Raw genomic sequence first — 22,486 nt, 5'->3', positions numbered from 1 at the left:
TATGTCCAGAAAGAAATTAACCGTTGTCATTGTTGGTAGCGCGCTGATCGTTGTGGTTGCCGTAAAAATATTTTTGTCGTTGTATGCCGGACAGATGGACCCGTCCAGGATGCGCGCCAAAGGAGACCTCAAGGCCCGTGTCCAGATCGTTGAGTTCATTGATTTTCAATGTCCGGCCTGCGCCGACGGGGCGCTCAAACTCAAGAAAATTTATACCCTTCATCCCAAGGATATCCGTGTTGAGATGAAGTATTTTCCTTTGATGGCCATCCACCGTCATACGATGACCGCCAGCACCTATGCTGAATGCGCGGGCCGTCAGGGCAAATTCTGGCCGATGCATGACTTGATCGTTGAGCGCCAGGCGCAATGGAAGGATCTGATCAGCGCCGAAGGGATGTTCACGCAGTTCGCCCGCGAAGCAGGGGTGGAGGAAGCCGCCCTGCGGCGTTGCCTGGCCTCTCCTGATGTGGAAGAAACGGTGATGCGGGACCGCGACCAGGGCCGTTCCCTGGGCGTGCAGTCGACACCGACGTATTTCATCAATCATAAAATGGTCGTCGGGGGAAAATCCCTGATGGATGAACTCAACCAATATTTCCCAAGCCAATGATATTTCCCTTATTGCGCATCGTTGTCGGCAGTGTTCTTCTGGTTTCCGGCCTTGAAAAGGCCATCCACCCGTACCAGAATTTTTTGTACGTGGTCCAGGCCTATCAAATGCTTCCTGGATGGGCGGAAACCCTGACGGCCGTCGTTGCGCCCTGGGTTGAGCTGATGATCGGCCTTTTCCTCGTGCTGGGATTGTGGACCATGAAGGCGCTGCGATGGGCGCTGATGTTGTTCGCTGTTTTTATCGTCGTTGTCGGCCAGGCCCTCCTGCGCGGTTTGCCTTTGGACCATTGCGGATGTTTCGGGTCGTGGGTCCAGGTGACGCCGCAGCAGATCATTGTTTTTGACAGTTTTTGTTTTCTGGTCCTCATGGTCCTGCTGCGCAATTTGGTAAAAACCCAGCGTTTTTCTTTGGACAAGCGGTCCACCCAACGATAAATATGCGTTTTTTCATCTTTTTTTATTTAGCTTGGATGCTGGCCGTCCCGGCCCAGGCCGCGTCCACGACCAAATCCCCTAACGTGGCCGGACAGTTTTACAGCGCCGACCCTGGGCAGCTGTTCACGGACATCACCGCCCTTAAAAGTAAAACAGGCCCGGTCCCCGACGACCGTAAGGTCCAGGTCCTGATCGTCCCCCACGCCGGTTACGCGTATTCCGGCGGGGTGGCGGCTTACGGCTACAACGCCGTGGCCCGCGATCAATATTCCACTATCGTTATTCTGGCCCCCAGCCACTTTTTTCCCTTTGAAGGTGTTTCAGTATGGCCGCAGGGCGGTTTCAAGACCCCGCTGGGCGTCGTGGATGTGGATGAGCCCTTTGCCCAAGCGCTGATCAAAGAAGACGCCGCATTTCGGTTCTTGCCGGAAGTATTTGAGCAGGAGCACGCCCTGGAAGTGCAATTGCCGTTCATCCAGAGCACGTTTTCCGGAGTGAAGATCGTCCCGATCCTGATGGGCCAGCCCCTCCGGGCCTACGGCCCGTACGGGCCGGAGGCGGATCTTGGCGTGTGCGAGCGTTTGGCCAAGGCCCTGGACAAGATCATCGGGACCAGGCAGGATGTTCTGGTGATCGCCTCCTCTGACATGTCGCATCATCACGATTATGATTTTGCCGTGCGCATGGATGGCGGCACGCTCGAAGCCCTGCGCCGTGAGGACGCGTCCGCCCTATTCAAGGGTTGTCTGACAGGGCAGATGGAAATGTGCGGCTTCGTGCCGGTGACGACCGCGCTTTTATACGCCCGTTTAAGAGGATTGGATGATGCGCAGGTTTTAAAGTATGCCAACTCCGGCGATGTGACAGGGGACAAGACCAGGGTGGTCGGTTATTCGTCAACGATCATTTCCAAGAAACCGGGATCCGCGCCTTTGTCCCGGGCCCAGAAAGGCCGTTTATTGGCCATTGCCCGGCAAACCGTTGAGCAATTTGTTAGGACGGGGTATGCGCCGGATTTTGATGAAAAAGACCCGCGGCTCAATCAGGTGCAGGGCGCGTTCGTGACCCTTAAAGAACACGGGCGATTGCGCGGCTGTATCGGTATCTTTATCGGGGAAAAACCTTTGTCCCAGACGGTCCGCGACATGGCCGTTGCCGCGGCCTCGCAAGACCCGCGGTTTGCGCCTGTCACGCCCGGTGAATTAAAAGACATTGAAGTGGAGGTCTCTGTTCTGTCCGTGCCGCAACAGGTCAAGGACGCCTCCATGATCGAATTGGGCAAACACGGGGTCATTGTCAGCGACGGGGCCGGGCGTCAGGGCGTGTTTTTGCCGCAGGTGGCCGCGGAGATCGGGAATAAGGAACAGTTCTTATCGCGGCTGTGTTCCGAGAAAGCGGAGCTTTCAGCTGATTGCTGGAAAGACCGTAGCGTGTCTTTATATACCTTTACGGCTGATGTATTTTAAGGGAATTATGGGGACACAATACTTAACTCACAGATTATGAATATCACTGCCCGTAACACCATCATTTCTATTTTTGTTGTTGTCTGGATCTTCGTGTTCCATTACGAAAGCACCCGTCATTTTTATCTGGAACCGTTCTTTAAACACGCCTTGCCCAAGATCAAATTCCTGTTCCCGCCCGCGGGGTGGATCATGTTCTTTAACGTGGGTGATAATTACGGCAACACCGAGGTGTATGGGGTCAAGGATGGACGCACGCAGATCATCGACCCCCATCAGATCCTGGCGACGCGCGCCATCGGCTACGACAACATCCACCGCAATGCTTTAAGCACGGTCCTGTCGCGGGATGTGGTGAATAATTTTTGTGCGTTCCTGAAAAGAAAATTCCCGTATTTTGACAGTTTTTTAGTGACCTATGTGGAGTATCCATCCCTGGTCGAACAGCCGTTTGAACGTCAGCAGGCCATTGCTTATGAGTGTAAATAACATCTGGCACAGATTGTTTTTGGAAGAACGGCCGTCCATCGGGCTGTCGTTCTTTCGTATTTTTGTGGCGTTGACGACCGGCCTGCACGTTTTGCCGTCGTTCATGCCCTTGGCGGACAATTATTTGTCCACGGCGTTCAAGACCGTTAATCCGGCATTCTTCACGACTGGTGTCCTGGATATTGTTGGCAAAAGTCCGGATTGGCTGGTGGTCATTTTTGTCTGGGGCTTTGTCATCAGTTGGCTGTTTTTTCTGATCGGTTTATTTTCGCAGGCCAGTTGTATTGCCATGACGGCGTGTTGCTATTATTTTTACGCGCTCAACGATTTTCATATCGGCACGCTGTCGTGGGACATCCTTTTGGTCACGCTGTTTGTGATGTGCCTGACGCCGTATCACGGTGATTATTTCTCCATGGATGCTTTGCGTAAGGGGGATGCCGGGGCGTACCGGCGGGGGCGGCCGTTTTTCATCCAGCGGCTTCTGCAGATGCAGATCGCGTCCACGTTCTTTTACACCGCGCTGTATAAGACCACGGCCCAGGGCAATTGGTTTAGAGACAATCCTCTGCATTACCTGGTGAATTATCCTCCTTCGGGGGTCACGAAAAATTTTCTCATCAAAGAGTGGATGGCCGTGCATCCGGATTTTTGTTATGCCGTCGGCATTTTGATCATTGTCGCGGAATTTGCCATACCGTTTCTATTGTTCATTCCCAGGACACGGCGGTCCGCCATTGTCCTTGGGTGTTTTTTCCACGTGCTTTTGATCCTGACCCTGGACGTGCCGGCCATCTTTTTCTTTTTGTTCCCGGCCCAATTGTTTTTATTCGTCAACCCCGTCAGGATCATAGAGTGGGTGGAAGCCAAAAGGAGGGCCAATGGCGTTTCACCCAAGATCAAGGTTGTCTATGACGGGGACTGCGGGTTTTGCATGCATAGTGTCAACGCCTTGCGTGTGATGGACCTGTTCGCCAAACTGGATCATGTGAATTTTCGCACCGCGGACCTGGCCGCTCTGCATCCGTCGCTGACCTATGAAAAAGCCGAAAGCCAACTGTACATCATTGAGCCCGACGGTCATTTGTATGGCGGATTCTTCGCGTTCCGCCGTCTGTGCTGGGCCCTGCCGATGATGGCCCCGTTGTTATTTTTGTTTTATTTACCCGGAGCAGGACTTGTGGGTGCGTGGACCTATCGATGGGTAGCGGATAGGCGCCTCACAGGCCGATGCCATAGGAAATCATGATCAGCCAGAGAGAAATTCCCCGGGTCATTTGGATCCACACACTGCTCATCATCGCCATCGGTTTGGCCGCGCTGTACAGTGCGTCGTTCAACAATGCGCGCGCGGGGCAGGCCGTGTTTTACGACCAGCTCTGGTGCGCACTGGCAGCCATCGTCATTATGGGAGCTTTAAGCCATACGGATTACCGCAGGTTTTTCGAGGTCAGTTACGCGGCGTACGCCGTCAGCGTGGTGTTTTTGGTCCTGGTCTTTGTCCTGGGCCGCGAGGCCCTGGGCGCCACCCGCTGGTTTTCCATCGGAAGTTTCAGTTTCCAGCCCTCCGAATTCAGCAAACTGGCCGTCATCCTCATGCTGGCCCGTTATTTCAGCCAGCGCAGGCCGCGTTTGTCTTTTGATGTCACCAGCATCCTGCGGCGGGCCGTGGACTATTTTTTGGTCCCCTTGATGCTCACGGGCATTTCTATCTTTTTGATATTCAAACAACCCGACCTGGGGACCGCGATCCTCATTTTCGGGATATTTTTGGTCATGCTGTTCATGAGCGGCCTGTCCTTCAAGATGTTTGCCGCTTTTATCGCCGCGGTCCTGGCCGTTGTGCCTTTTGTCTGGCATGTCCTGAAAGCCTATCAACGCGACCGGCTTCTGGTCTTCATCGATCCCAGCCATGACCCGACGGGCGCGGGATATACCATTATCCAGTCCAAGATCGCGGTCGGGTCAGGACAGCTGTTGGGCAAGGGGTGGCTGGCGGGAACGCAGAACCAGCTCAACTTCCTTCCCGAACGCCATACGGATTTCATTTTTTCCGTCATCGGGGAAGAATGGGGCCTGGCCGGCGCGATGTTCACGGTCTATTGTTACGCGGCGCTCATCTATTGCGGGTTTTTGATCGCCGGGCACCATAAGGACCGTTTCGGCCAGATGGTGACCGTGGGGATAGTGAGCATCCTGGCCATGCAGGTGGTCATCAATATCGGCATGGTCGTCGGGCTTTTTCCGGTCGTCGGCATCACCCTGCCCCTGGTCAGTTACGGCAGGACTTCGTTTGTTGTGTTCGCCGTTATGCTGGGTTTTCTGCTGAATTTAAGTAAAAGACGGACGATGTTTTAATAATTTATGCTATCATAAAACGATGAAGAATTTCCGCAAGACGGTCAACAAGCCATTGGGGGAGATCCTGCTTGAGCGCGGCGTCATCAGCCGTGTCCAGCTGGAGTCGGCCCTCAAGGAGCAGAAAGAGCTGGGGTTGCTGTTCGGCGAGGCCTTGGTCGCTCTGAAGTACGCGACCGAGGAGGATATCGTGCAGGCCCTGACCTGCCAGTACGGTTTTCCGTTCCTGCCCCTGTCCAATTACGAGATCTCCCGCGAGGTCGTTGCCGCCGTTCCCGTCGACATTTGCAAGAAATATTGCCTGATCCCCATCGACAGGATCGGCCGCAGTTTGACGCTGGCCATGGCGAATCCCCTCAACGTCCAGGCGCTTGAAGACGTCGAGCGCGTGACTTCCTGCGCCGTGCATGCCTTTGTCAGTACCGCGTCGGAGATCAAAAACGGCATCAAACGTTATTACGAATCCGGCGATGCCTCGCGCTGACGCTCGGCATCGTGCCGAGTGAACATGAGTTAAAATTTATTCACGAGGCGCCCGATGCAATTCCTCCAAGAACGCCTTAGAGAGATCCTGCTGCGCGACAAGCTCATCACCCCCGAGGCCCTGGACAAGGCCTTGGCCGAACATAGAAAATTCGGTGGGGAATTGAGCAAGATCCTCGTCAAACTCAATGTCATCACTGAAGACCAGTTGAGCGTGGCCTTAAGCGAAAATCTGGACATTCCCATCATCAGTTTGTCGTCGATGAAGATCGATCCCGCCGTGGTCAAGATCATCCCCAAGGAGATCGCCCAGGCCTACCACATCGTGCCCATTGCCAGGATCGGCGACCAGTTGACCGTGGTGATGTCGGACCCTTTGAACATTTTTGCCATTGATAACGTCAGGGCCCTGACCGGCCTTTCCATCCATCCCGTGATCGCCCGGCTCAAGGAGATCAGGGCCGCCATTGAAAAGTTCTACGATACCGACACGTCCACGACACTCGCCGCGATCTTCAAGGACATCAAGGAGGGGCAAGACCTGGAGCTGGTCAAGGACATGCCGGTGGCGATGAACAAGAAAGAGATTGAGAACATCACGCGGGAAGCGCCCATCATCACGCTGACCAATACGATCATCCAGCAGGCGGTGCTGGCCAAGGCCAGCGACGTGTTCATCGAGCCCATGGAGTCGACCCTGCGCATCCGTTACCGTGTGGACGGCATGATCCGCGAGATGGACCGCATGTCCAAGATGATGCATTTTCCCGTGATCTCGCGCGTCAAGGTCATCGCCAACCTGGACATCGCCGAACACCGCCTGCCCCAGGACGGGCGTTTTCGTATTGTCACCGACCGCGGCCAGGAAGTGGACTTTCGCGTCAGCGTTTTGCCGACGGCTTTGGGGGAAAAGATCGTCCTGCGCATTCTGGACAGGAGCCTGGACATCCTGGAACTGGACAAGCTGGGGTTCGAGCCATCGTCGCTGGCGCGTCTCAAGGAAAGCTGTCAGCGTCCCCACGGGCTTATCCTGGCCTGCGGCCCCACGGGCAGCGGCAAGACCACGACCCTCTACGGGATCCTGAAGTTCGTCGATTCTCCGGGAAAGAATATCATCACCGTCGAGGACCCGGTGGAATTCCAGATCAAGGGTTTCAATCAGGTTAATATCCGCACGGAAGTCGGCTTGACGTTCCCGGTGACGCTGCGTTCTATTTTACGGCAGGATCCCGACGTCATTTTGATCGGTGAGATCCGCGACGCGCAAACCCTTGACATCGCGGTGAAAGCCGCTCTCACGGGCCATCTGGTCGTCAGTTCTTTGCATACAACGACCGCTGCCGGGTCCATCACCCGTATGATCAACATGGGGGTGGAGCCGTTTTTGATCTGTTCCTCGGTGGTGGCCATCGTGTCCCAGCGGCTTGTCAGGCGCGTATGCCCCAAATGCCGGGAAACATATACCCTTTCTGACGAAGCCGCGCGTCCGTTCAAGGTCAAGGACCTGGTGCCCGGTCACGACATGGTCTTTTACAAACCCAAAGGTTGCGCCAAATGCTTCAACACCGGTTATCAGGGCCGGGTGGGGATCACCGAGATCTTGACCCTGACGCCCCAGGTCAAGGAATTGATCCTGGTCCGGTCATCGGAGGCGGACATCAAGGCCTGCGGCCGCACCCAGGGGATGAGGACCATGCGCGAAGACGCTGTCATCAAGGCGGCGCGGGGGTTGACGACTTTGGAAGAAGTGGTGCGCCTGACCGCGCCGGATTAATATGGAATTCACGAGAGATAAAATATTGAAAGTATTACGCCAGATCCCGGGGGTCAACCCGGCGGACCTGGACGCCATTGTCTATGCCCAGCGCAAGGCCGGCACGGGGCTTGTCAGCTCGATCTTGAAACAGGGGGTCATTTCCGAACATGACCTGCTCGCACTTCTGGTGCGCGAATTGAAGGTCCCGTCGGTTGACTTAAGCAAATACCATTTTGACGAGCGGCTTAAAAGCATGGTCCCCGCAAAGATCGCCCGCCAGAATCAGGTGATGCCGATCTCCTGTCTGGGCGGCACGCTGACCGTGGCCATGGCCGACCCTTTGAACGTGTTCGCCATTGATGACCTGAGCAACATCACAGGCAAAAAAGTGGATGTCATGGTCGCGACAGCGTCGCAGGTCCAACAGGCCATTGATAACTTTTATGATACGGCCGCGCAAAGCATCGCCGATGTCACCCACAACATTGAGTCCGCCAATTTTGAGATCATCTCCGAGGGTCCGTCCGAGACGAACACGGATACCGGCCAAGAGGCGCCCATCATCCGCATGGTCAATCTGGTCATCAAGGAGGCCATCCGCCAGCGCGCCTCCGACATCCACATGGAGCCGACACCCGAAGGGATGCGCGTGCGTTACCGCATCGACGGCATTCTGCAGGACACGCTGGTCATCCCCAAAGACAGCCAGAGCGCGGTGACCGTGCGCATCAAGATCATGTCGCGCATAGACATCACCACCACCCAGACGCCCCAGGACGGCCGTTTCAAGATGCGCGTGTCCTCCCAGGAAGTGGATTTTCGCGTTTCTTTGCTCCCGACGACGTTCGGCCAGAAAGTGGTCATGCGCGTCCTGGACAAGGCCAGTTTGTCCATGGGCTTGGAGAAATTGGGGTTTTCCGGGCGTTCCATCAAGATCATGGATGAGGCCATCTATAAACCGTTCGGGATGATCCTCGTCACCGGTCCGACGGGAAGCGGCAAAAGCACGACCCTGTATTCGATGATCAATAAACTCAATACGGCGGACCGTAATATCATCACTATCGAGGACCCGGTGGAATACCTCATTGAAGGCCTCACGCAGATCGAGGTCAAACATGACATCGGGCTTGATTTTGCCACGGGGCTTAAGGCCGTCCTGCGCCAGTCCCCGGACATTGTCATGGTCGGTGAGATCCGCGACACCGAGACCGCGGACATCGCCATCAAGGCCTCCCTGACCGGGCAATTGGTGCTCTCGACGCTGCATACCAATGACGCGTCCGGAGCGGTGACCCGCCTGGTGGACATGGGCCTGGAGCCGTTCCTGGTGGCCTCCAGCCTGGTCGTTGTGTGCGCCCAGCGTCTGTGCCGGCGCGTATGCCCGCATTGCAAAGAGCCGGTGAAGCTCCCGGCCAAGGCCCTGGCCGCCATTCAAGGCAAGGTCAAGCCGGGCACGGTTTTTTATGAGGGCAAGGGATGCGACCAGTGCCGCCATACCGGATATCTGGGCCGTTTGGGGATCACCGAGATCCTGCAGGTGGATGATGCCGTGCGGGACATGCTCATCCGCGGCAAGTCCTCGGATGATATCGCCCATTACGCGCGGGAAAATCAGGGGATGCAGTTGCTTTTTGACGATGCGGTTGATAAAATGAATGAAGGACAGACAACATTGGCGGAGGTTTACCGTGTCGCGACCCAGGAGTGAGGTCATGCAACGTGTATTGATCGGCGAAATTCTGATGAAACGCAAGCGCATCACCCAGGGCCAGCTGGACCACGCGCTTGAGGTCCAGAAAAAAGAGAACGGTTTTGTCGGCGAGATCCTTGTCAAATTGGGGTATCTGGATGAACGGGACATCGTGGTGGCCCTGGTGGTCCAATGCGGGTTACCCTACATCGCGGTCAACAAATACAACATCGACCCGCAGGTCCTGACCGTGATCCCCAGGGAGATTGCTTTGCGCGAGAGGGTGGTCCCCCTGGACCGCATCGGCGGTATTTTGAGCGTTGTGATGTCCAATCCTTTGAGCGACGCCAGGAAAGCCGAACTGGAAGCCCTGACCAAATGCCGTGTGGCCACCTTTATCGCCACCAAATCCGAGATCGATGAAGCGATTGCAAAATTTTACGGTTCGATGTAGGGGTTCGATTTAATTATTTTATGCCTACCTATAAATACATAACGCGCGATCAGAACGGTCAGGCGGTCACCGGTAAGATATCCGCTGAGACCGAATTGTTGGTCATTGAAGAATTGCGCAAGCGCGGTCTCATCATTGTTTCCATCAATGAGGAAAAGGCCTCCGCCTTAACGCCCGTTGCCAAGCCGAAAAAAGAAAAGAAGGCCAAGCCCGAAGATATTGTCATGTTCACGCGGCAATTCGCCACCATGATCGACGCCGGCATCCCCATTTTGCAGGCCCTGGAGGCGCTCTACGACCAGACCGCCAACCCGGCGTTCAAGAATACCCTCAAAGCCATCCGTGAGGACATTCAGCTGGGCAGCGGTCTGTCCGTGGCTTTCGCCAAACATCCGCACGTGTTCGACCCGCTTTTTATCAACATGATCCGTGTGGGCGAAGCGGGGGGCGTTTTGACCGAGGTCCTGGAACGGGTGGCCTTGTATCTGGAAAAATCGGAAAAATTGCGCCAAAAAGTGCAGGGAGCGCTTATTTACCCGGCGGTGATCGTGACCATGGCGTTTGCGATCACGGTGCTGCTGATCATCAAGGTGGTGCCGACTTTTTCCAATATCTACGATTCCCTGGGCCAGCCCCTGCCTCCGATGACCAAGGTTCTCATCAATATCAGCAAGGTCATGCAGCATGATTTTATTTTTCTCGTCGCCGGTGTGGTCGCGCTCGTTTTTGCTTTTGGCCGCTGGCGGGCCACGGACAAGGGCGGCCTGGTCTTTGACGCGATTCTTTTGAAATTGCCGGTCTTCGGGGACCTCATCTGCAAGGTCGCGGTCAGCCGTTTTTGCCGGACGTTTTCGACGCTGTCCCAGAGCGGCGTGCCGGTCCTGGAAACGCTGGAGATCGTCGGGAAAACCTGCGGCAACCGCGTCATTGAGAAGGTGGTGGATGATGTCAAGGCGAGTGTGCGCGAAGGCCGGCCCATCGCGGAACCGCTGGCCAAAAGTTCGGTATTCCCTCCCATGGTCACCCGCATGATCGCCATCGGGGAAAAATCCGGGCAAATGGAGAAAATGCTGGCCAAGGTGGCGGAATTTTATGATGACCAGGTGGACATTGCCGTGGACGGTATGACAAAACTCATCGAGCCGCTGATCATCGGCTTCCTGGGGATTGTGGTGGGTTTCATCGTGATCGCGCTTTTTATGCCCATTTTGAATATAACGTCGGCGTTAAAATGAAAAACGGCATGTTCAGGACAATGTTGGGATTGGCAACGGTTTTTGTCATCACGGTTTCCGCGGCCGCCGGGGAGGATATGGACCGTGTGGATGCCGCCGGCGAATATTTGGGTCAAAGTTTGAGTGAACTGAAAAACAGCGTCAGCCGTCTCGTTGCCGGCAATGAGGCCCTGGCTGCCGCCAACGCGCGTTTGAAGGCCCAGGCGGACGTTTTACGTTCGCGCCTTAAAGATTTGAAGGCCGAAGAGATCCGGATGTCCGCGCAGGCGGCTAAACTTAAAATGACCCGCGATCCGGATGCCCGACGCATCGCCAAAATGGAAAAGGAACTCTCCGAGGCGGCCCCCGCACAAGACCCGTCGGCGCGCAAAGAGAAATTAAAAATCTTGAAAATGATCTATGACAGCAAGCAGGCCCAGCTGGAAATGGTTTCAGGGCCCCGGACCGGTCCATAAATATTTCTGGGACATCTTTGCAAAACACCTTTTTATGTGTTATGGTATATTTAGGAAGAAAGGAGGCCTGTTGTCAGCAGTTTAACCAGGGCTTGTTATTTAGGGAAGTTGTTGAGGCAGAGACTAAAGCGTCATTATTCATTCTTTTTCCATTCGCCCGCAGCTCCCGCTTAAAAGCCCCAACCTAAGGAGCAAGACCATGTTTACGCGATTGTCCAGAAAATCAAAAGGTTTTACTTTAGTTGAGATCATGATCGTTGTCGCGATCATCGCCCTTTTGGCCGCCATCGCCATTCCGAATTTGCTGCGGGCCAAAATTTCTGCGAATGATGCTTTGGCCAAGGCCACGCTGCGCGCCATCTCGACAGCGTCCGAGGCCTATGCCACGACCAACAACGGTTCATATCCCGGCGCGATCACATCGCTGACGGGTGCGACTCCTCCGTACCTCAACGCGGCGTACTGCGCCTCAACCCTCTCCGGGTACACGTATGCCTGCGGTATGGCTTCCACCGGTTATACGGTCACAGCGACACCGGCAACGGTGGGCACGACCGGTACGACCACATACACCATGACGACGGGCGGTATTTTGACGCCGTAATCGTGTTTGTGAATGGTTTTAAAAAGGGGACACTTGATGGTGTCCCCTTTTTATTTTGACCTTTAAAAAATTAATTATTTCCTTTAGGTATAATGCCCATGAATCTGCTAAAATAACAGCAATGGATTTTAAGTTTCTTTTTAACCAATATTTAGAAGCCATCACACGTTTTGTGCCCCGTCCTCAACAGCCATCGGTTTTAGGTATTGACATAGGGACCAGCACGGTCAGGGCCGTGGAGATCGGCCCCGCCATAGGCGGGGCAGGCGCGGGTTTTGAGATACGCTTGTGGGCGGTCGAGCCGGTCCAGGGCGGGGACGTCAAATCCGCCCTTTCCCAACTGATCAAAAAGATCGGTTACACGGACCAGACCCTGGTGACTTCGGTTTCAGGCAAAGGGACCCTGATCCGTTATATCGATATGCCCCGTATGCCCCTGGAGGACCTGCGCAAATCTTTCACGTACGATCTGGACAAATATTTCCCCTTTGACCCGCAAAGCATTTACACCGATTGTTTCATCCTGGACCCTTCCAACGCACAGAAGCGCATGTCTGTTTTGGTGGTTGCGGTGAAAAAGGAGATCGTGGACGAGCGATTAAAGCTGTTCAAGGAACTGGGACTGAAACTGGAACATATCACCATCGACACCGTTGCCGTGGCCAATGCGTTCGCGCGGCTGGGGCCGCACCCCGCCGATGGCGGGGCCGCTGATGGCGGGGCCAAGGCGATCCTGGATATCGGTGAGGACGTCAGCGATCTGATCATCCTCAAGGACATGTCCCCGCGGTTCACCAGGGACATTTTTGTCGGCGGCCGGGAGATGACTAAACAGATCGCCCACGTTCTGGGCGTGGACGAATCCAAGGCCGAGGCGATGAAAAAAGCCCCCAACGAACGTCCGGAGGCGATGCTGGCCGCCTGCGAGGGGCCCATTGCCAACCTGATCGATGAGATCCGCCTGTCCCTGGATTATTTCATGACGGAAAAAAATATCCAGGTGGGCGAATTCTTCCTGTTGGGCGGAGGGTCTTTGCTCAAAGGGATCGAAGGGGTGTTTGAAAGGAATTTAGGGATACGCGTCAAGATCTGGGACCCGGTGGCGGGCCTGCGCTTGAGTCCGTCGGTGGCATCGTCTGACATCCATCTGTCTTCATCCCAGTTGGGAGTGGCCATTGGGTTGGGGTTAAGCAAAATATGATCGTCATTAATCTGGTCCCGGAAAATTTAAGAAAAATGTCCGTCAGGGGCATGGGTCTGGACATCCCCCGGGAGGTCCTTTTGGGCGTCGGCGCGGCGTTCGTTGCGTTTTTGGTCCTTGCGCACGTATTGTTGCTGACGGCCCAAAGCGCGCAGGGTGTGCGTTTGGGGATGGTCAAAGCCCAGTGGGAAAAGCTTTTGCCTGACAGGAACCGCATTGATGCCATCGGGACGGAATTGAGGGATTTAAGGAAAAAAGTGACGACCATCACCGGCATCACCTCCACCGGGACCAGTCCGTGGTCCAGGAAGATGAATGTCCTGAGCGATGCATTGCCCAAAGGCGTGTGGCTTAAAAAGATCAACCTGGACAACGGGACCCTGACGCTGGAGGGCAGCGTTTTTTCCAAAGCACGCAGCGAGATCGTTACCGTCGGGAATTTCGTTGCAAACCTTAAGAAAGAAGGGGCGTTCGCGGACGATTTTTCTTCCATTGAGGTGCTGTCCATCCAGAGGGGCAAGCGGGGGCCGACGGAAGTGGCCGACTTTGTCATCACGGCTAAATTGAAATGAAGATCAACATCCAGAACATCATGCGCGGCATCAACAGGACGGACATCAAGGTCCGTTACGGCATTTTTTTCGGGATCTTACTGGCCGTCTTCGCTTTGGATTATTTTTTGATCATGGCCCCCCAGATACGTTCCCTGAAAGGGTTGGGGGAGGCGGCCAAGACCGCGTCCGCGGATGTTGAGAGGGTCAATAATGATCTGCAGAGGATCCAGCAGATTAAGGATGGCTTGAACAGTTCCAGCGCCGAGCTGGAAGTTATGAGTGTCAAGGTCCGTTCCCTGCAGGAAGTGCCGGTCATTCTTGAAGAGATATCCCGCACGGCCAATCAATTCAATGTCAAAATAGACCAGATCAAGCCCATGTCGGAATCACAGGAGACCCTCATCAGCACGCCGGAAGAAAAATATTACGCCCTGCCTATTGTTATTCAGGCCCGTTCGGGGTATCATATGTTCGGCCATTTTTTGAATACTCTGGAGTCCAGTCGTTTATTTCTTACCCTGACCAACTGGCATATGGAAGCCGGTGGGCAGGCCGACAAAGGGATCTTGGTGCAGGCGACTTTGAAGGTGATATTGACACAAAAGCCATGAGAACATTCCTCTTTTTTGTTTTGGCTGTTTGTGTTTCTCCGGCTGTTTTTGCCCTCGCCGACAGCGGGGCGTTTGTCTACGACGATCATGGCCAGCGCGACCCCTTTGTGCCGCAGGTTTCCGCGGCGGGGACCGTGGTCACGTACGAGGAGGATTTGACGGCGGGCGATATGATCTTGGAGGGCATCGTGGCGGACGCGCAGGGTAATAATATGGCCGTTATTAACGGCAAGATCGTCAAGCAGGGAGACAGGATCGGGCTTTTTGTGGTGGCCGCGGTGCGGCCGGATGACGTGGAATTGGTCAAGGACGGCCAACGGTTCACCGTGAAATTGAAAAAAGAGGGAATGTGATGCGTTCATTGATCTGTGCCGCGGCATTTGCCCTTGTTGTTGCGTGGACATTACCCGGACAGACCCAGAGCCAGGAGGCCCCCCCGCCTATGGCGGGGCCTGTCGGCGGGGCGGATGCGTCCGTGCCGGCTGTTCCTCCGACGCTTGTGGTGGTGCCATCGGAAAATGGGCTGGTGTCCCTGGATTTTCAGGACGCGGATATCCGCAATGTCCTCAAGGTGCTTTCTTATAAGAGCGGGGTCAACATCGTGGCCGGCCCCGAGGTGACCGGGGTTGTCACCATCCAGTTGACGGATGTGCCGTGGCAAAGAGCGCTGGACGTGATCCTGGCGACCTACGGCTACGGGTATGAGCGCAAAGGCAATATCGTCACCGTCACCACCGTTGAAAATCTTAAGAAACGCAGGGAGGACAATCAAACGCTCCAGGACCAGGAGCCGCTGGTGACCAAGACCTATAGTTTGAATTTTGCCAAGGCCTCGGAGGTGGTGGAATCCATCAACAAGATCAAGACAGGCCGCGGCAATATCAATTTTGACCAGCGCACCAACGTGCTCATTGTCCGTGATGTGGCCGGTAACATAGAACTTTTGGACGGTGTCATCAAGACACTGGACAGCGTGACCCCGCAGGTTTTGATCGAGGCCAAGGTGGTGGAGACAACCTTGAGCAATACGGAAAATTTGGGGATCAGCTGGGCGATCGGAGGGACCGCCACCGGCTCGCAGCATTCGACGAGTTTTCCTTTCACTCAGGAGACCAGCACGATGATCCCTGCCGGCGCTACGGTGGCCAACAATGATTTCAAATATGGGACCCTGGATGCCTCCGGGCTTTCGGCGACGCTGGAAATGCTCCACAAGCGTACGGACACCAAGATCCTTTCGAACCCGAGCATCGTGACGCTGGACAACAATACCGCCAAGATCGTTGTCGGGAGTCAGTACCCCATTCCGACGTACACCTACAACAGCGACCAGGCCAAATTGCAGTTGTCGGGTTGGAACTATATGGATATCGGGATCATTTTTGAGGTCACGCCGCACGTGAACAACGCGGATCTGGTCACGCTGGACCTAGAGCCGACCATTACGGCGATCACGGATTACGTGCTGGTGGACCCGGCGGCAACGGCCAAGGTGCCGGTGCTGAGCACCGAACAGGCTAAGACCAGGGTTATGATCAGAAACGGGCAGACTTTAGTCATCGCGGGATTGATCAAGGACAAAACATCGTTCACCAAGAAGAAGGTGCCGTTTTTGGGCGATATACCGTTCATTGGTGGAGCGTTCAAGAAAAAGGAAGACCAGACGGACAAGACCGAACTTCTGATCTTCCTGACCCCGCACATCATCACGGCGAATAATCCCATCGCATCCGCTTCCAGCGGAAAATGATGACCTCTCTGCCCTAAATAAGGAAGTCCCGCTTCGCGGGATAAATTCGGACAAATAACTTACGTCACTTCGTTCCGTAAGTTATGTCCTCATTTAGGAGAAACAACTGTGTCCAAAGAAATTTTAGTGCAAGTCGCGCAAGGCGAACGGCGCGTCGCTGTTCTGTCCGACGGAAAACTGGATGATTTTTACATTGAGCTCGACCGCCACCAGTCCATGCTGGGCAATATTTACAAAGGCAAGGTCGAGTCCATTTTACCGTCCATCAACGGGGCGTTCGTTAACATCGGCCAGGAGAAGAACGGGTTTTTATACCTGACCGACGCCGACAATCCTTTGCTCAAGGAAGTTGACCGGATCGAAGAAGAGCCGGTGGTGGGCGTGGGCCAGAAGATCATCAACATGATCTTTCCCCAGCCTGCTCCGCCTATGGCGGGGCCCGTCCCCGCCTACGGCGGGGCTAAACCGGATCAACAACCCCCTCAACAGCCGCCACAGAACCCCAGACAGGGCAGACGTCCCAAACAGCAGTCGCCGCTGCCTTTGAAAAAAGACCAGGAGATCCTGGTGCAGGTGGTCAAAGACCCCTTCGGCACCAAGGGCCCGCGTTTGACGACGCATATCAGCCTGGCAGGGCGTTTCGTGGTGTATATGCCGCTGGACAAGCATAACGGCATTTCCAAAAAGATCGAAAAACCTGAAGAACGCCAGCGTCTGCGCGATATCCTCAGGACGTTCAATTTTGCCAGGTCCGGCGGGTTCATCGTGCGCACGGCGTCCGTGGACCAGGGCGAGAAGGAACTCACCCGCGACGCCAAATTTTTGACGGCCATGTGGGAAAAAGTACGCCATCTCTCCAAACAAAAGCAGGCCCCGGCGCTGGTCTATAAAGAGTATGACCTGATCTGGAAGGTCGTGCGCGATCTGCTCAAAGACGAGGTGGACCGGCTCATCATTGACTCCGAGGAGGAGTTCATCAAGATGCGCAAGTTCGCCCAGACCATCAGCGGCCAGGAGATGATGGACAAGATCCAGCATCATCAGGGCCCCCAGCCGTTGTTTGAGGCGAAAAACGTCGCGCATGAACTGGAGAAAATTTATGAGAGCAAGGTGTATCTCAAATCCGGTGCCTACATCGTCATTGAACCCACGGAAGGGCTGATCGTCGTGGACGTCAACAGCGGCCGTTTCAAGGGCCGGGGCACGCCGGAAGACGCGTCGTTCGCGGTCAATGTGGAAGCGGCCCCCGAGATCGCGCGGCAATTGCGTTTGAGGGACTTAGGCGGCATCATCGTCATTGATTTCATTGACATGAACCGGGAAGACCATAAGCGCAGGGTCGTGAACACCCTGCGGGAGGAGTTGGTCAAGGACCATGCCAAGACCGAGGTCAACCGCATTTCCGCCCTGGGGCTGGTGGAGATGACCCGGGCGCGCACGGGAAAGACCATTGAGTCGCTGAAATTCCACGCCTGCCCGTATTGCGAAGGCCGGGGAAAGGTCAAGATCGATTAATGGGCGTAGGGCGGGTCCTGTCTTCGGTTTCCCCCAGCGTGCTCGTTCCTGCGCGCGCTTGGGGTCCCCCTACCGAAGCCACCCGCACCACGCGTGGGACCAGATAGCGTTTGCCCAAAAACGGCCTTGAGCCCTTGATTTTTGTTTTTGGTAGGATATACTTTCTTTTGAGGATTAAATTTAAGGAAAGAATACTCCATGATATCCCATACGCAGCGTCAACGCTCCTGCCCCGGTTTTCGTGGTGTTGTTTACTCTATTATTACCGCCTTTGCCTTTACCCTATTGGGGCCCATGCCCCAGGCCCGGGCCCAGGTTTTAAACCTGCCGGCCCCGGGCACCATGGTCAATTTATCCAAGTCCTTTGCCCCTGCTGTTTTGACCGGCATTAAGGTCAACCCGAATAACCCCCTTGAATTCGATTTTCTTATCCAGCCCGGCGACAAGGCCCTTGCGGCAGACCAGAAGCAGGAAGAGTACTTAAAATTAGTGAAGTATTTCATGGCCGCGCTGACCACCCCTGAAAAGGACATGTGGGTCAACCTTTCTCCTTATGAAGCGGGGAGGATCGTGCCGCAGGATTTCGGGCAGACGGAAACAGGCCGAGATCTTCTGGCCCAGGATTATATCCTCAAGCAATTGACCGCCTCGCTGATCCATCCGGACAAAGAATTAGGCAAGAAATTCTGGGACAATGTCTATAGCCGCACCAAGCAGCAATTCGGCACCACCGAAGTGCCGGTCAATACCTTTAATAAGGTCTGGATCGTGCCGCAAAAGGCCGTTGTGTATGAGAACGGCCATACGGCTATGGTGGTGTCAAGTCACTTGAAGGTCATGCTGGAAGAAGATTACCTCGCCCTTGCAAAGAACCAGACGCCAACCAGGGGACATGTTCCGCAGAACGTGTCCCCAAGCACCTGGCCAACCCCCCAACCATTGAATACGAAAGCATCCCAGGTAAACCACCCCAACGCCTCACCAAACATCAACGCCGTAGGCACTCAGGTTCTGCGTGAGATCATAATTCCTCAAATTGAAAAGGAAGTCAATGAAGGAGAGCATTTCGCGCAATTGCGTCAAATTTATCATGCCGTCATCCTCTCGGCCTGGTTCAAGAAGCGCCTCAAAGAAAGCATCTTAGGCAAAATTTATGTAGATAAGGCCAAAACCAACGGCATTGCCCTGGATGATCCTTCTCAGAACCAGCAGATCTTCGAGCAATACGTGAAGGCCTATAAAAAGGGCGTCTACAACTTCATCAAGGAAGACATGGACCCCGTAACCCAGCAAATGATCCCCAGGAAGTATTTTTCGGGTGGGACGAGTTTTGCGGGTGCGGACGTTGCCGTGACAGTGGTCAATCGGTTACCCCCCTCAATACGGCGACTTTATGAAAGAGTCGCGGAGACCGTTAGAGTGGTTTTGGGTCGGACGGCAAGAGATCAGGGTAGGCCCGAAACAACGGCGTTCATTTCCGAAGATGTTTCTGCGCGAGCAGATGTTACGAAAAGAATGCCACGTTTAGGGAAGACGGCGAGTCAAATTAGACTCGAATTAGACGCAGTAGAGAGGGCAATAGCGGAGGCCGAGGGACAATTAGCGGACCAGCGATTCTTGTACAACCATTCACTATATCCCCTTGATGGTGGACTGGGTCGAAGTGATAGACCAGGTCCCAGAGAAACTGCACGTACAGCAATTGACAACATTACCGGAGAATTGCGTCGTATGAGAGTTGAGAGGAGTCGTTTGCGTGATAGGTTCAAGACCGCAGACGAGGCGATGATATCGGGCGCCGGTAGTTTATGGAGGGCGGCGGCCATAACGATTGCTTTGGCTGTTTCCCCAGGGTTGACCAATGCCATGCCCTCCCAATCCCAAAAAGCGCCGACTGCAGCCGCGGCCAAGCAAGCGATGACGCCGGCAGATGTTTTTAGTGAATATAATGCGTCCATATTAGAGATCCAGACCATGATCAATCAAGCGAACCAGTTATTCGAGCAGAAGAAATTTGACGAGTCCGCAAAACGCTATAGAGAAGCGGCCCAAAAAGCCACCGCTGAACGCAAACGTTTTGAAGGATTGAGGTTTCCATCCGGCATTTATACCAAAGAAAACGGCGTTAAGAAGCCAGTGACTGCCGCTGGCTTGTTGGGGCAGTTGTTTACTATTGGCCAGACGGCCCAGAAGAATGCGGAGGCCGCTGAACACAATGCGTCCATCGGTAGCGCAGGAGGTCGCGCGCAGGTGCCGTCCAATGACGGCTTTGCGGCTTATCAAGGTTTGGTGAAAAAGACCAACGATCTTAATCAAAGGGCCAGCGCCGCCTTCGACAAAGGGGATCATAGAACGGCTACAAAATTATTTGGAGATGTAGCCGTCGAGATTAGCGCCAATTCTGCTGCAGTGGGCAAGCAATTAACGGGCGTGAAAGGCATTGTCGACAGCAAGGGAAAGCCCATGACGCCGGCAGACCTCATGGGGCAGTTGTCCCAGAACGGGAATGTGGCGCGGCAGAACCAGCAGGCCGCTTTGAATAATTGGGTCAATAACCTGACGTCGAGATACAATCGTGCCGGGAGTAACCGGACTGAAAGAACATCGATCATGAGGGAAGCTGATGAAATACTCAGCAATTATGGCCCACTCCTGAGTTCTAGTTTAAAGCGCCAGATCGATGCATTGAAAGTGGCCGCTTCGGATCAGGCGATGACGGCTCCGGCCGGGGGCGCGGACGCGGCGATGACGGCTCAAGAGGCAAGGGGCAGGGTCCTGGCAGCACTGGCGCGGCATAATTTAATAAAGGATGCGGTTTTTTCTGATGATGAAAACGGGTACAAGACCGCCAGAGAAGTAGGAGAGCGGGGTATTATTCCTCGATTAATTCAAACATATCAGAAGCGTAGTGCTGATGGCGACATGAGTGATGTAGAATCTGCCCAAATTATATCGGAGTTGGACGGTATTAGAGAGGAAATAAGACGATTTGATGAGCAACAAAAGCAGGCCATGAGCATCGAAGCCATTAGGAACCGATATGACGCAGTTAAAGAACAACCGGACTCTCCGGATATGAGGGACCGTTTAGGGCAATTATTGGAGGATGCGAAAGGCGCACGGGTATCTGGCAGATTTGACGTTCAGCGCCGAAGAATATTAGTTCAAACGATAGACAGAAGAATTCATTCCTTCGACGTTGCAAAAGGAAGTAAGACAGACCAAGCGATGATGGCAGATGAAGCAGATAGATTGATAGGTAGTCAATTAGAAAAGCTGGCTGAAACGATGTTGTGGGGAAATAGGTTTAGGGAATCATTTTTAGCTGCGACAGCTGTGGGGGAAAAAATTCAACTTTTGAGAGATGCAAAGTCAGAAAATGAGAAACAGAAAGGTAGATCCTTTGGTGCAGACTATGTACACTATCGTACTATTGTGAGTGTTATTGATGAGGCAATAGCAATAATTGAAGCAAGATTGAGAATTGATGTGAGTACGGCGACGGCGGCTCCGGATGCGACCGCGGCGGATGGGGCGATGACGGCTCGTGAGAAAACAGGCGGTATCGACTTAAATGACCAACTGGGGACCATTGAATTTGAGGGCAAGAAGGTGAATTTCCCCGTGCCCCAGGGATTTGAATGGCTTTTGAAGGAACCCATCAGCGGCTTCGTGCCCCGCATCAAGGAGATCAATACCGGTACCTGGAACACCCTGCCGTTCTTTTCTGAAATTCGTGACAGCCAACCCGCTGCGTCCCTGGCCCAGGCGACATAAAGCACGGAAAATCCTGAAGAATATTATCTTTTATGTTATGATATTTTAGTTTATGAAGAGTGCATTGAATAAAATATTGGCATTTTTTGGTGCGAAAACCGTTGGTGTAAAATACAAGACAATTGAGTATGTGCGTCACGCGCGCCGTCGCATGAAATGGCGGCAAATTTCCGAAGAGGAAGTAGTTCGGACATTGAGCAGTCCGGACAAGACGGTGGTGTTGGAAGACAATAGATATCATGTTTATAAGGTTATAGGATCAAGGAACGTCCGTGTGACTTACAGGTTATCCGCCGGCAAAGTTATGGTCCTGACAGTGGTGGATAAATCGGACTAAAAAGGAGGAATGGAGGGTATGAAAATCGAATATAGCAAAGATGCTGATGCTCTTTATGTTTATTTTCGTGAAATGCACGTTGCCAAGACCCGTGAGATCGAAGAAGGGGTCATGGTGGATTTGGATGGGCAGGGGCATTTGATAGGGATCGAGATCTTGGATGTCAGCAAGCGTTTGACCCCGCAGGAACTGGCAAACGTGAACATAGAAAATTTACCCGCAGGTGTCGGATAATAATCCTTTTGACCTTTAGCGCTTCCCATGTATAATTGAAACTTCTATCAAGGATATTTAAGAAAGGGCATTTCATGTTCGCAGTCATTGAATTAGGCGGGTTCCAGTTCAAGGTGAGCGAAGGCGAGACCATCGCCGCCAACCGTTTGGACTATACGCCCGGACAAAAGATCACCGTGGAAAAAGTTTTGCTGTTTTCCGACGGTAAAGAGGTCAAGGTCGGCCAGCCGTATCTCAAGGATGTTGAGGTCAAGGCAGAGGTGATCGGCCATACCCGCGGCCCCAAGACCATCGCGTACAAGTATCGCAAGCGCAAGGACTCGGCCAGGACCATCGGCCATCGCCAGGACCTGACCACGATCAGGATTGAGAAGATAGCAGCTTAATGGTTCGACGCGCTGTGCTTGCTCACCACAAGTTTTAAAATAATCCATTCCCCCGGAATCCCGGTATCCCATTCCCTT

Annotated in this window: 23 protein-coding genes; all 23 read left to right on the top strand. The window is 53.9% G+C overall.

What is annotated here, in order from left to right; all coding sequences use genetic code 11:
• Position 1: 1 nt before the first annotated feature.
• Positions 2–613 (top strand): thioredoxin domain-containing protein, encoded by a 612-nt coding sequence (locus Q7K71_01130; protein MDO8674706.1) that lies wholly within the window; start codon positions 2–4, stop codon positions 611–613.
• Positions 610–1,050 (top strand): MauE/DoxX family redox-associated membrane protein, encoded by a 441-nt coding sequence (locus tag Q7K71_01125; GenBank protein MDO8674705.1) that lies wholly within the window; start codon positions 610–612, stop codon positions 1,048–1,050. Before Q7K71_01130 ends, Q7K71_01125 begins: the two co-directional genes overlap by 4 nt.
• A gap of 2 nt (positions 1,051–1,052) precedes the next feature.
• Positions 1,053–2,516: an AmmeMemoRadiSam system protein B gene (gene amrB, locus Q7K71_01120; GenBank protein MDO8674704.1), complete on the top strand. Its 1,464-nt coding sequence runs from the start codon at positions 1,053–1,055 to the stop codon at positions 2,514–2,516.
• Positions 2,517–2,552: 36 nt separating this feature from the next.
• Positions 2,553–3,005, top strand: a complete 453-nt coding sequence (locus Q7K71_01115) for a hypothetical protein (GenBank protein MDO8674703.1) — start codon at positions 2,553–2,555, stop codon at positions 3,003–3,005.
• Complete coding sequence (locus Q7K71_01110; protein ID MDO8674702.1) at positions 2,992–4,254, top strand: DCC1-like thiol-disulfide oxidoreductase family protein; 1,263 nt, start codon at positions 2,992–2,994, stop codon at positions 4,252–4,254. The genes Q7K71_01115 and Q7K71_01110 overlap by 14 nt, the downstream gene beginning before the upstream one ends.
• Positions 4,251–5,363: a rod shape-determining protein RodA gene (gene rodA, locus Q7K71_01105; protein MDO8674701.1), complete on the top strand. Its 1,113-nt coding sequence runs from the start codon at positions 4,251–4,253 to the stop codon at positions 5,361–5,363. The genes Q7K71_01110 and rodA overlap by 4 nt, the downstream gene beginning before the upstream one ends.
• A 22-nt stretch (positions 5,364–5,385) precedes the next feature.
• Positions 5,386–5,847 (top strand): hypothetical protein, encoded by a 462-nt coding sequence (locus tag Q7K71_01100; protein ID MDO8674700.1) that lies wholly within the window; start codon positions 5,386–5,388, stop codon positions 5,845–5,847.
• A 54-nt stretch (positions 5,848–5,901) separates the two neighbouring features.
• Entirely contained in the window at positions 5,902–7,620 is a 1,719-nt protein-coding gene (locus Q7K71_01095; protein ID MDO8674699.1) for an ATPase, T2SS/T4P/T4SS family, read from the top strand.
• 1 nt (position 7,621) lies between these two features.
• Positions 7,622–9,313: a GspE/PulE family protein gene (locus tag Q7K71_01090; protein MDO8674698.1), complete on the top strand. Its 1,692-nt coding sequence runs from the start codon at positions 7,622–7,624 to the stop codon at positions 9,311–9,313.
• A gap of 4 nt (positions 9,314–9,317) precedes the next feature.
• Positions 9,318–9,749, top strand: a complete 432-nt coding sequence (locus Q7K71_01085) for a hypothetical protein (GenBank protein ID MDO8674697.1) — start codon at positions 9,318–9,320, stop codon at positions 9,747–9,749.
• A gap of 20 nt (positions 9,750–9,769) precedes the next feature.
• Positions 9,770–10,984 (top strand): type II secretion system F family protein, encoded by a 1,215-nt coding sequence (locus tag Q7K71_01080; protein MDO8674696.1) that lies wholly within the window; start codon positions 9,770–9,772, stop codon positions 10,982–10,984.
• Between the two features lie 8 nt (positions 10,985–10,992).
• On the top strand, positions 10,993–11,439 hold the full coding sequence (locus Q7K71_01075) for a hypothetical protein (GenBank protein MDO8674695.1): 447 nt from the start codon (positions 10,993–10,995) through the stop codon (positions 11,437–11,439).
• A gap of 199 nt (positions 11,440–11,638) precedes the next feature.
• Positions 11,639–12,043: a prepilin-type N-terminal cleavage/methylation domain-containing protein gene (locus tag Q7K71_01070; protein MDO8674694.1), complete on the top strand. Its 405-nt coding sequence runs from the start codon at positions 11,639–11,641 to the stop codon at positions 12,041–12,043.
• A 121-nt stretch (positions 12,044–12,164) separates the two neighbouring features.
• Positions 12,165–13,244 carry a type IV pilus assembly protein PilM gene (gene pilM / locus Q7K71_01065; protein ID MDO8674693.1) on the top strand — a complete coding sequence of 360 codons (1,080 nt, stop codon included), beginning with the start codon at positions 12,165–12,167 and terminating at the stop codon, positions 13,242–13,244.
• Complete coding sequence (locus Q7K71_01060) at positions 13,241–13,816, top strand: PilN domain-containing protein (protein ID MDO8674692.1); 576 nt, start codon at positions 13,241–13,243, stop codon at positions 13,814–13,816. Before pilM ends, Q7K71_01060 begins: the two co-directional genes overlap by 4 nt.
• A complete protein-coding gene (gene pilO / locus Q7K71_01055) occupies positions 13,813–14,409 on the top strand; it encodes a type 4a pilus biogenesis protein PilO (GenBank protein MDO8674691.1) in 597 nt (198 codons plus the stop codon). Before Q7K71_01060 ends, pilO begins: the two co-directional genes overlap by 4 nt.
• Positions 14,406–14,762: a hypothetical protein gene (locus tag Q7K71_01050; protein ID MDO8674690.1), complete on the top strand. Its 357-nt coding sequence runs from the start codon at positions 14,406–14,408 to the stop codon at positions 14,760–14,762. The genes pilO and Q7K71_01050 overlap by 4 nt, the downstream gene beginning before the upstream one ends.
• Positions 14,762–16,159 (top strand): type IV pilus secretin PilQ, encoded by a 1,398-nt coding sequence (pilQ, locus tag Q7K71_01045; GenBank protein MDO8674689.1) that lies wholly within the window; start codon positions 14,762–14,764, stop codon positions 16,157–16,159. The genes Q7K71_01050 and pilQ overlap by 1 nt, the downstream gene beginning before the upstream one ends.
• Before the next feature lie 108 nt (positions 16,160–16,267).
• A complete protein-coding gene (locus Q7K71_01040) occupies positions 16,268–17,674 on the top strand; it encodes an Rne/Rng family ribonuclease (GenBank protein ID MDO8674688.1) in 1,407 nt (468 codons plus the stop codon).
• A 198-nt stretch (positions 17,675–17,872) separates the two neighbouring features.
• Positions 17,873–21,451, top strand: a complete 3,579-nt coding sequence (locus Q7K71_01035) for a hypothetical protein (protein ID MDO8674687.1) — start codon at positions 17,873–17,875, stop codon at positions 21,449–21,451.
• 52 nt (positions 21,452–21,503) lie between these two features.
• Positions 21,504–21,788 carry a DUF4258 domain-containing protein gene (locus Q7K71_01030; GenBank protein ID MDO8674686.1) on the top strand — a complete coding sequence of 95 codons (285 nt, stop codon included), beginning with the start codon at positions 21,504–21,506 and terminating at the stop codon, positions 21,786–21,788.
• An 18-nt stretch (positions 21,789–21,806) separates the two neighbouring features.
• Positions 21,807–22,022, top strand: a complete 216-nt coding sequence (locus Q7K71_01025; protein MDO8674685.1) for a DUF2283 domain-containing protein — start codon at positions 21,807–21,809, stop codon at positions 22,020–22,022.
• A 74-nt stretch (positions 22,023–22,096) separates the two neighbouring features.
• The gene (rplU, locus tag Q7K71_01020) at positions 22,097–22,408 is read left to right on the top strand and encodes a 50S ribosomal protein L21 (protein MDO8674684.1); all 312 of its coding nucleotides are present in this window, start codon (positions 22,097–22,099) and stop codon (positions 22,406–22,408) included.
• Positions 22,409–22,486 lie beyond the last annotated feature (78 nt).

The sequence above is a fragment of the Candidatus Omnitrophota bacterium genome (assembly GCA_030650275.1).
Classification (GTDB): Bacteria; Omnitrophota; Gorgyraeia; order Zapsychrales; family Fredricksoniimonadaceae; genus JACPXN01.
Note: the sequence above shows the minus strand (reverse complement) of the source record. Positions and strands in the feature narration are given on the sequence as shown.

Coding starts and splice junctions, on each gene's coding strand:
- Q7K71_01130 (MDO8674706.1), top strand. CDS start 2: ATGTCCAGAAAGAAATTAACCGTTGTCATTGTTGGTAGCGCGCTGATC.
- Q7K71_01125 (MDO8674705.1), top strand. CDS start 610: ATGATATTTCCCTTATTGCGCATCGTTGTCGGCAGTGTTCTTCTGGTT.
- amrB (MDO8674704.1), top strand. CDS start 1,053: ATGCGTTTTTTCATCTTTTTTTATTTAGCTTGGATGCTGGCCGTCCCG.
- Q7K71_01115 (MDO8674703.1), top strand. CDS start 2,553: ATGAATATCACTGCCCGTAACACCATCATTTCTATTTTTGTTGTTGTC.
- Q7K71_01110 (MDO8674702.1), top strand. CDS start 2,992: ATGAGTGTAAATAACATCTGGCACAGATTGTTTTTGGAAGAACGGCCG.
- rodA (MDO8674701.1), top strand. CDS start 4,251: ATGATCAGCCAGAGAGAAATTCCCCGGGTCATTTGGATCCACACACTG.
- Q7K71_01100 (MDO8674700.1), top strand. CDS start 5,386: ATGAAGAATTTCCGCAAGACGGTCAACAAGCCATTGGGGGAGATCCTG.
- Q7K71_01095 (MDO8674699.1), top strand. CDS start 5,902: ATGCAATTCCTCCAAGAACGCCTTAGAGAGATCCTGCTGCGCGACAAG.
- Q7K71_01090 (MDO8674698.1), top strand. CDS start 7,622: ATGGAATTCACGAGAGATAAAATATTGAAAGTATTACGCCAGATCCCG.
- Q7K71_01085 (MDO8674697.1), top strand. CDS start 9,318: ATGCAACGTGTATTGATCGGCGAAATTCTGATGAAACGCAAGCGCATC.
- Q7K71_01080 (MDO8674696.1), top strand. CDS start 9,770: ATGCCTACCTATAAATACATAACGCGCGATCAGAACGGTCAGGCGGTC.
- Q7K71_01075 (MDO8674695.1), top strand. CDS start 10,993: ATGTTCAGGACAATGTTGGGATTGGCAACGGTTTTTGTCATCACGGTT.
- Q7K71_01070 (MDO8674694.1), top strand. CDS start 11,639: ATGTTTACGCGATTGTCCAGAAAATCAAAAGGTTTTACTTTAGTTGAG.
- pilM (MDO8674693.1), top strand. CDS start 12,165: ATGGATTTTAAGTTTCTTTTTAACCAATATTTAGAAGCCATCACACGT.
- Q7K71_01060 (MDO8674692.1), top strand. CDS start 13,241: ATGATCGTCATTAATCTGGTCCCGGAAAATTTAAGAAAAATGTCCGTC.
- pilO (MDO8674691.1), top strand. CDS start 13,813: ATGAAGATCAACATCCAGAACATCATGCGCGGCATCAACAGGACGGAC.
- Q7K71_01050 (MDO8674690.1), top strand. CDS start 14,406: ATGAGAACATTCCTCTTTTTTGTTTTGGCTGTTTGTGTTTCTCCGGCT.
- pilQ (MDO8674689.1), top strand. CDS start 14,762: ATGCGTTCATTGATCTGTGCCGCGGCATTTGCCCTTGTTGTTGCGTGG.
- Q7K71_01035 (MDO8674687.1), top strand. CDS start 17,873: ATGATATCCCATACGCAGCGTCAACGCTCCTGCCCCGGTTTTCGTGGT.
- Q7K71_01030 (MDO8674686.1), top strand. CDS start 21,504: ATGAAGAGTGCATTGAATAAAATATTGGCATTTTTTGGTGCGAAAACC.
- Q7K71_01025 (MDO8674685.1), top strand. CDS start 21,807: ATGAAAATCGAATATAGCAAAGATGCTGATGCTCTTTATGTTTATTTT.
- rplU (MDO8674684.1), top strand. CDS start 22,097: ATGTTCGCAGTCATTGAATTAGGCGGGTTCCAGTTCAAGGTGAGCGAA.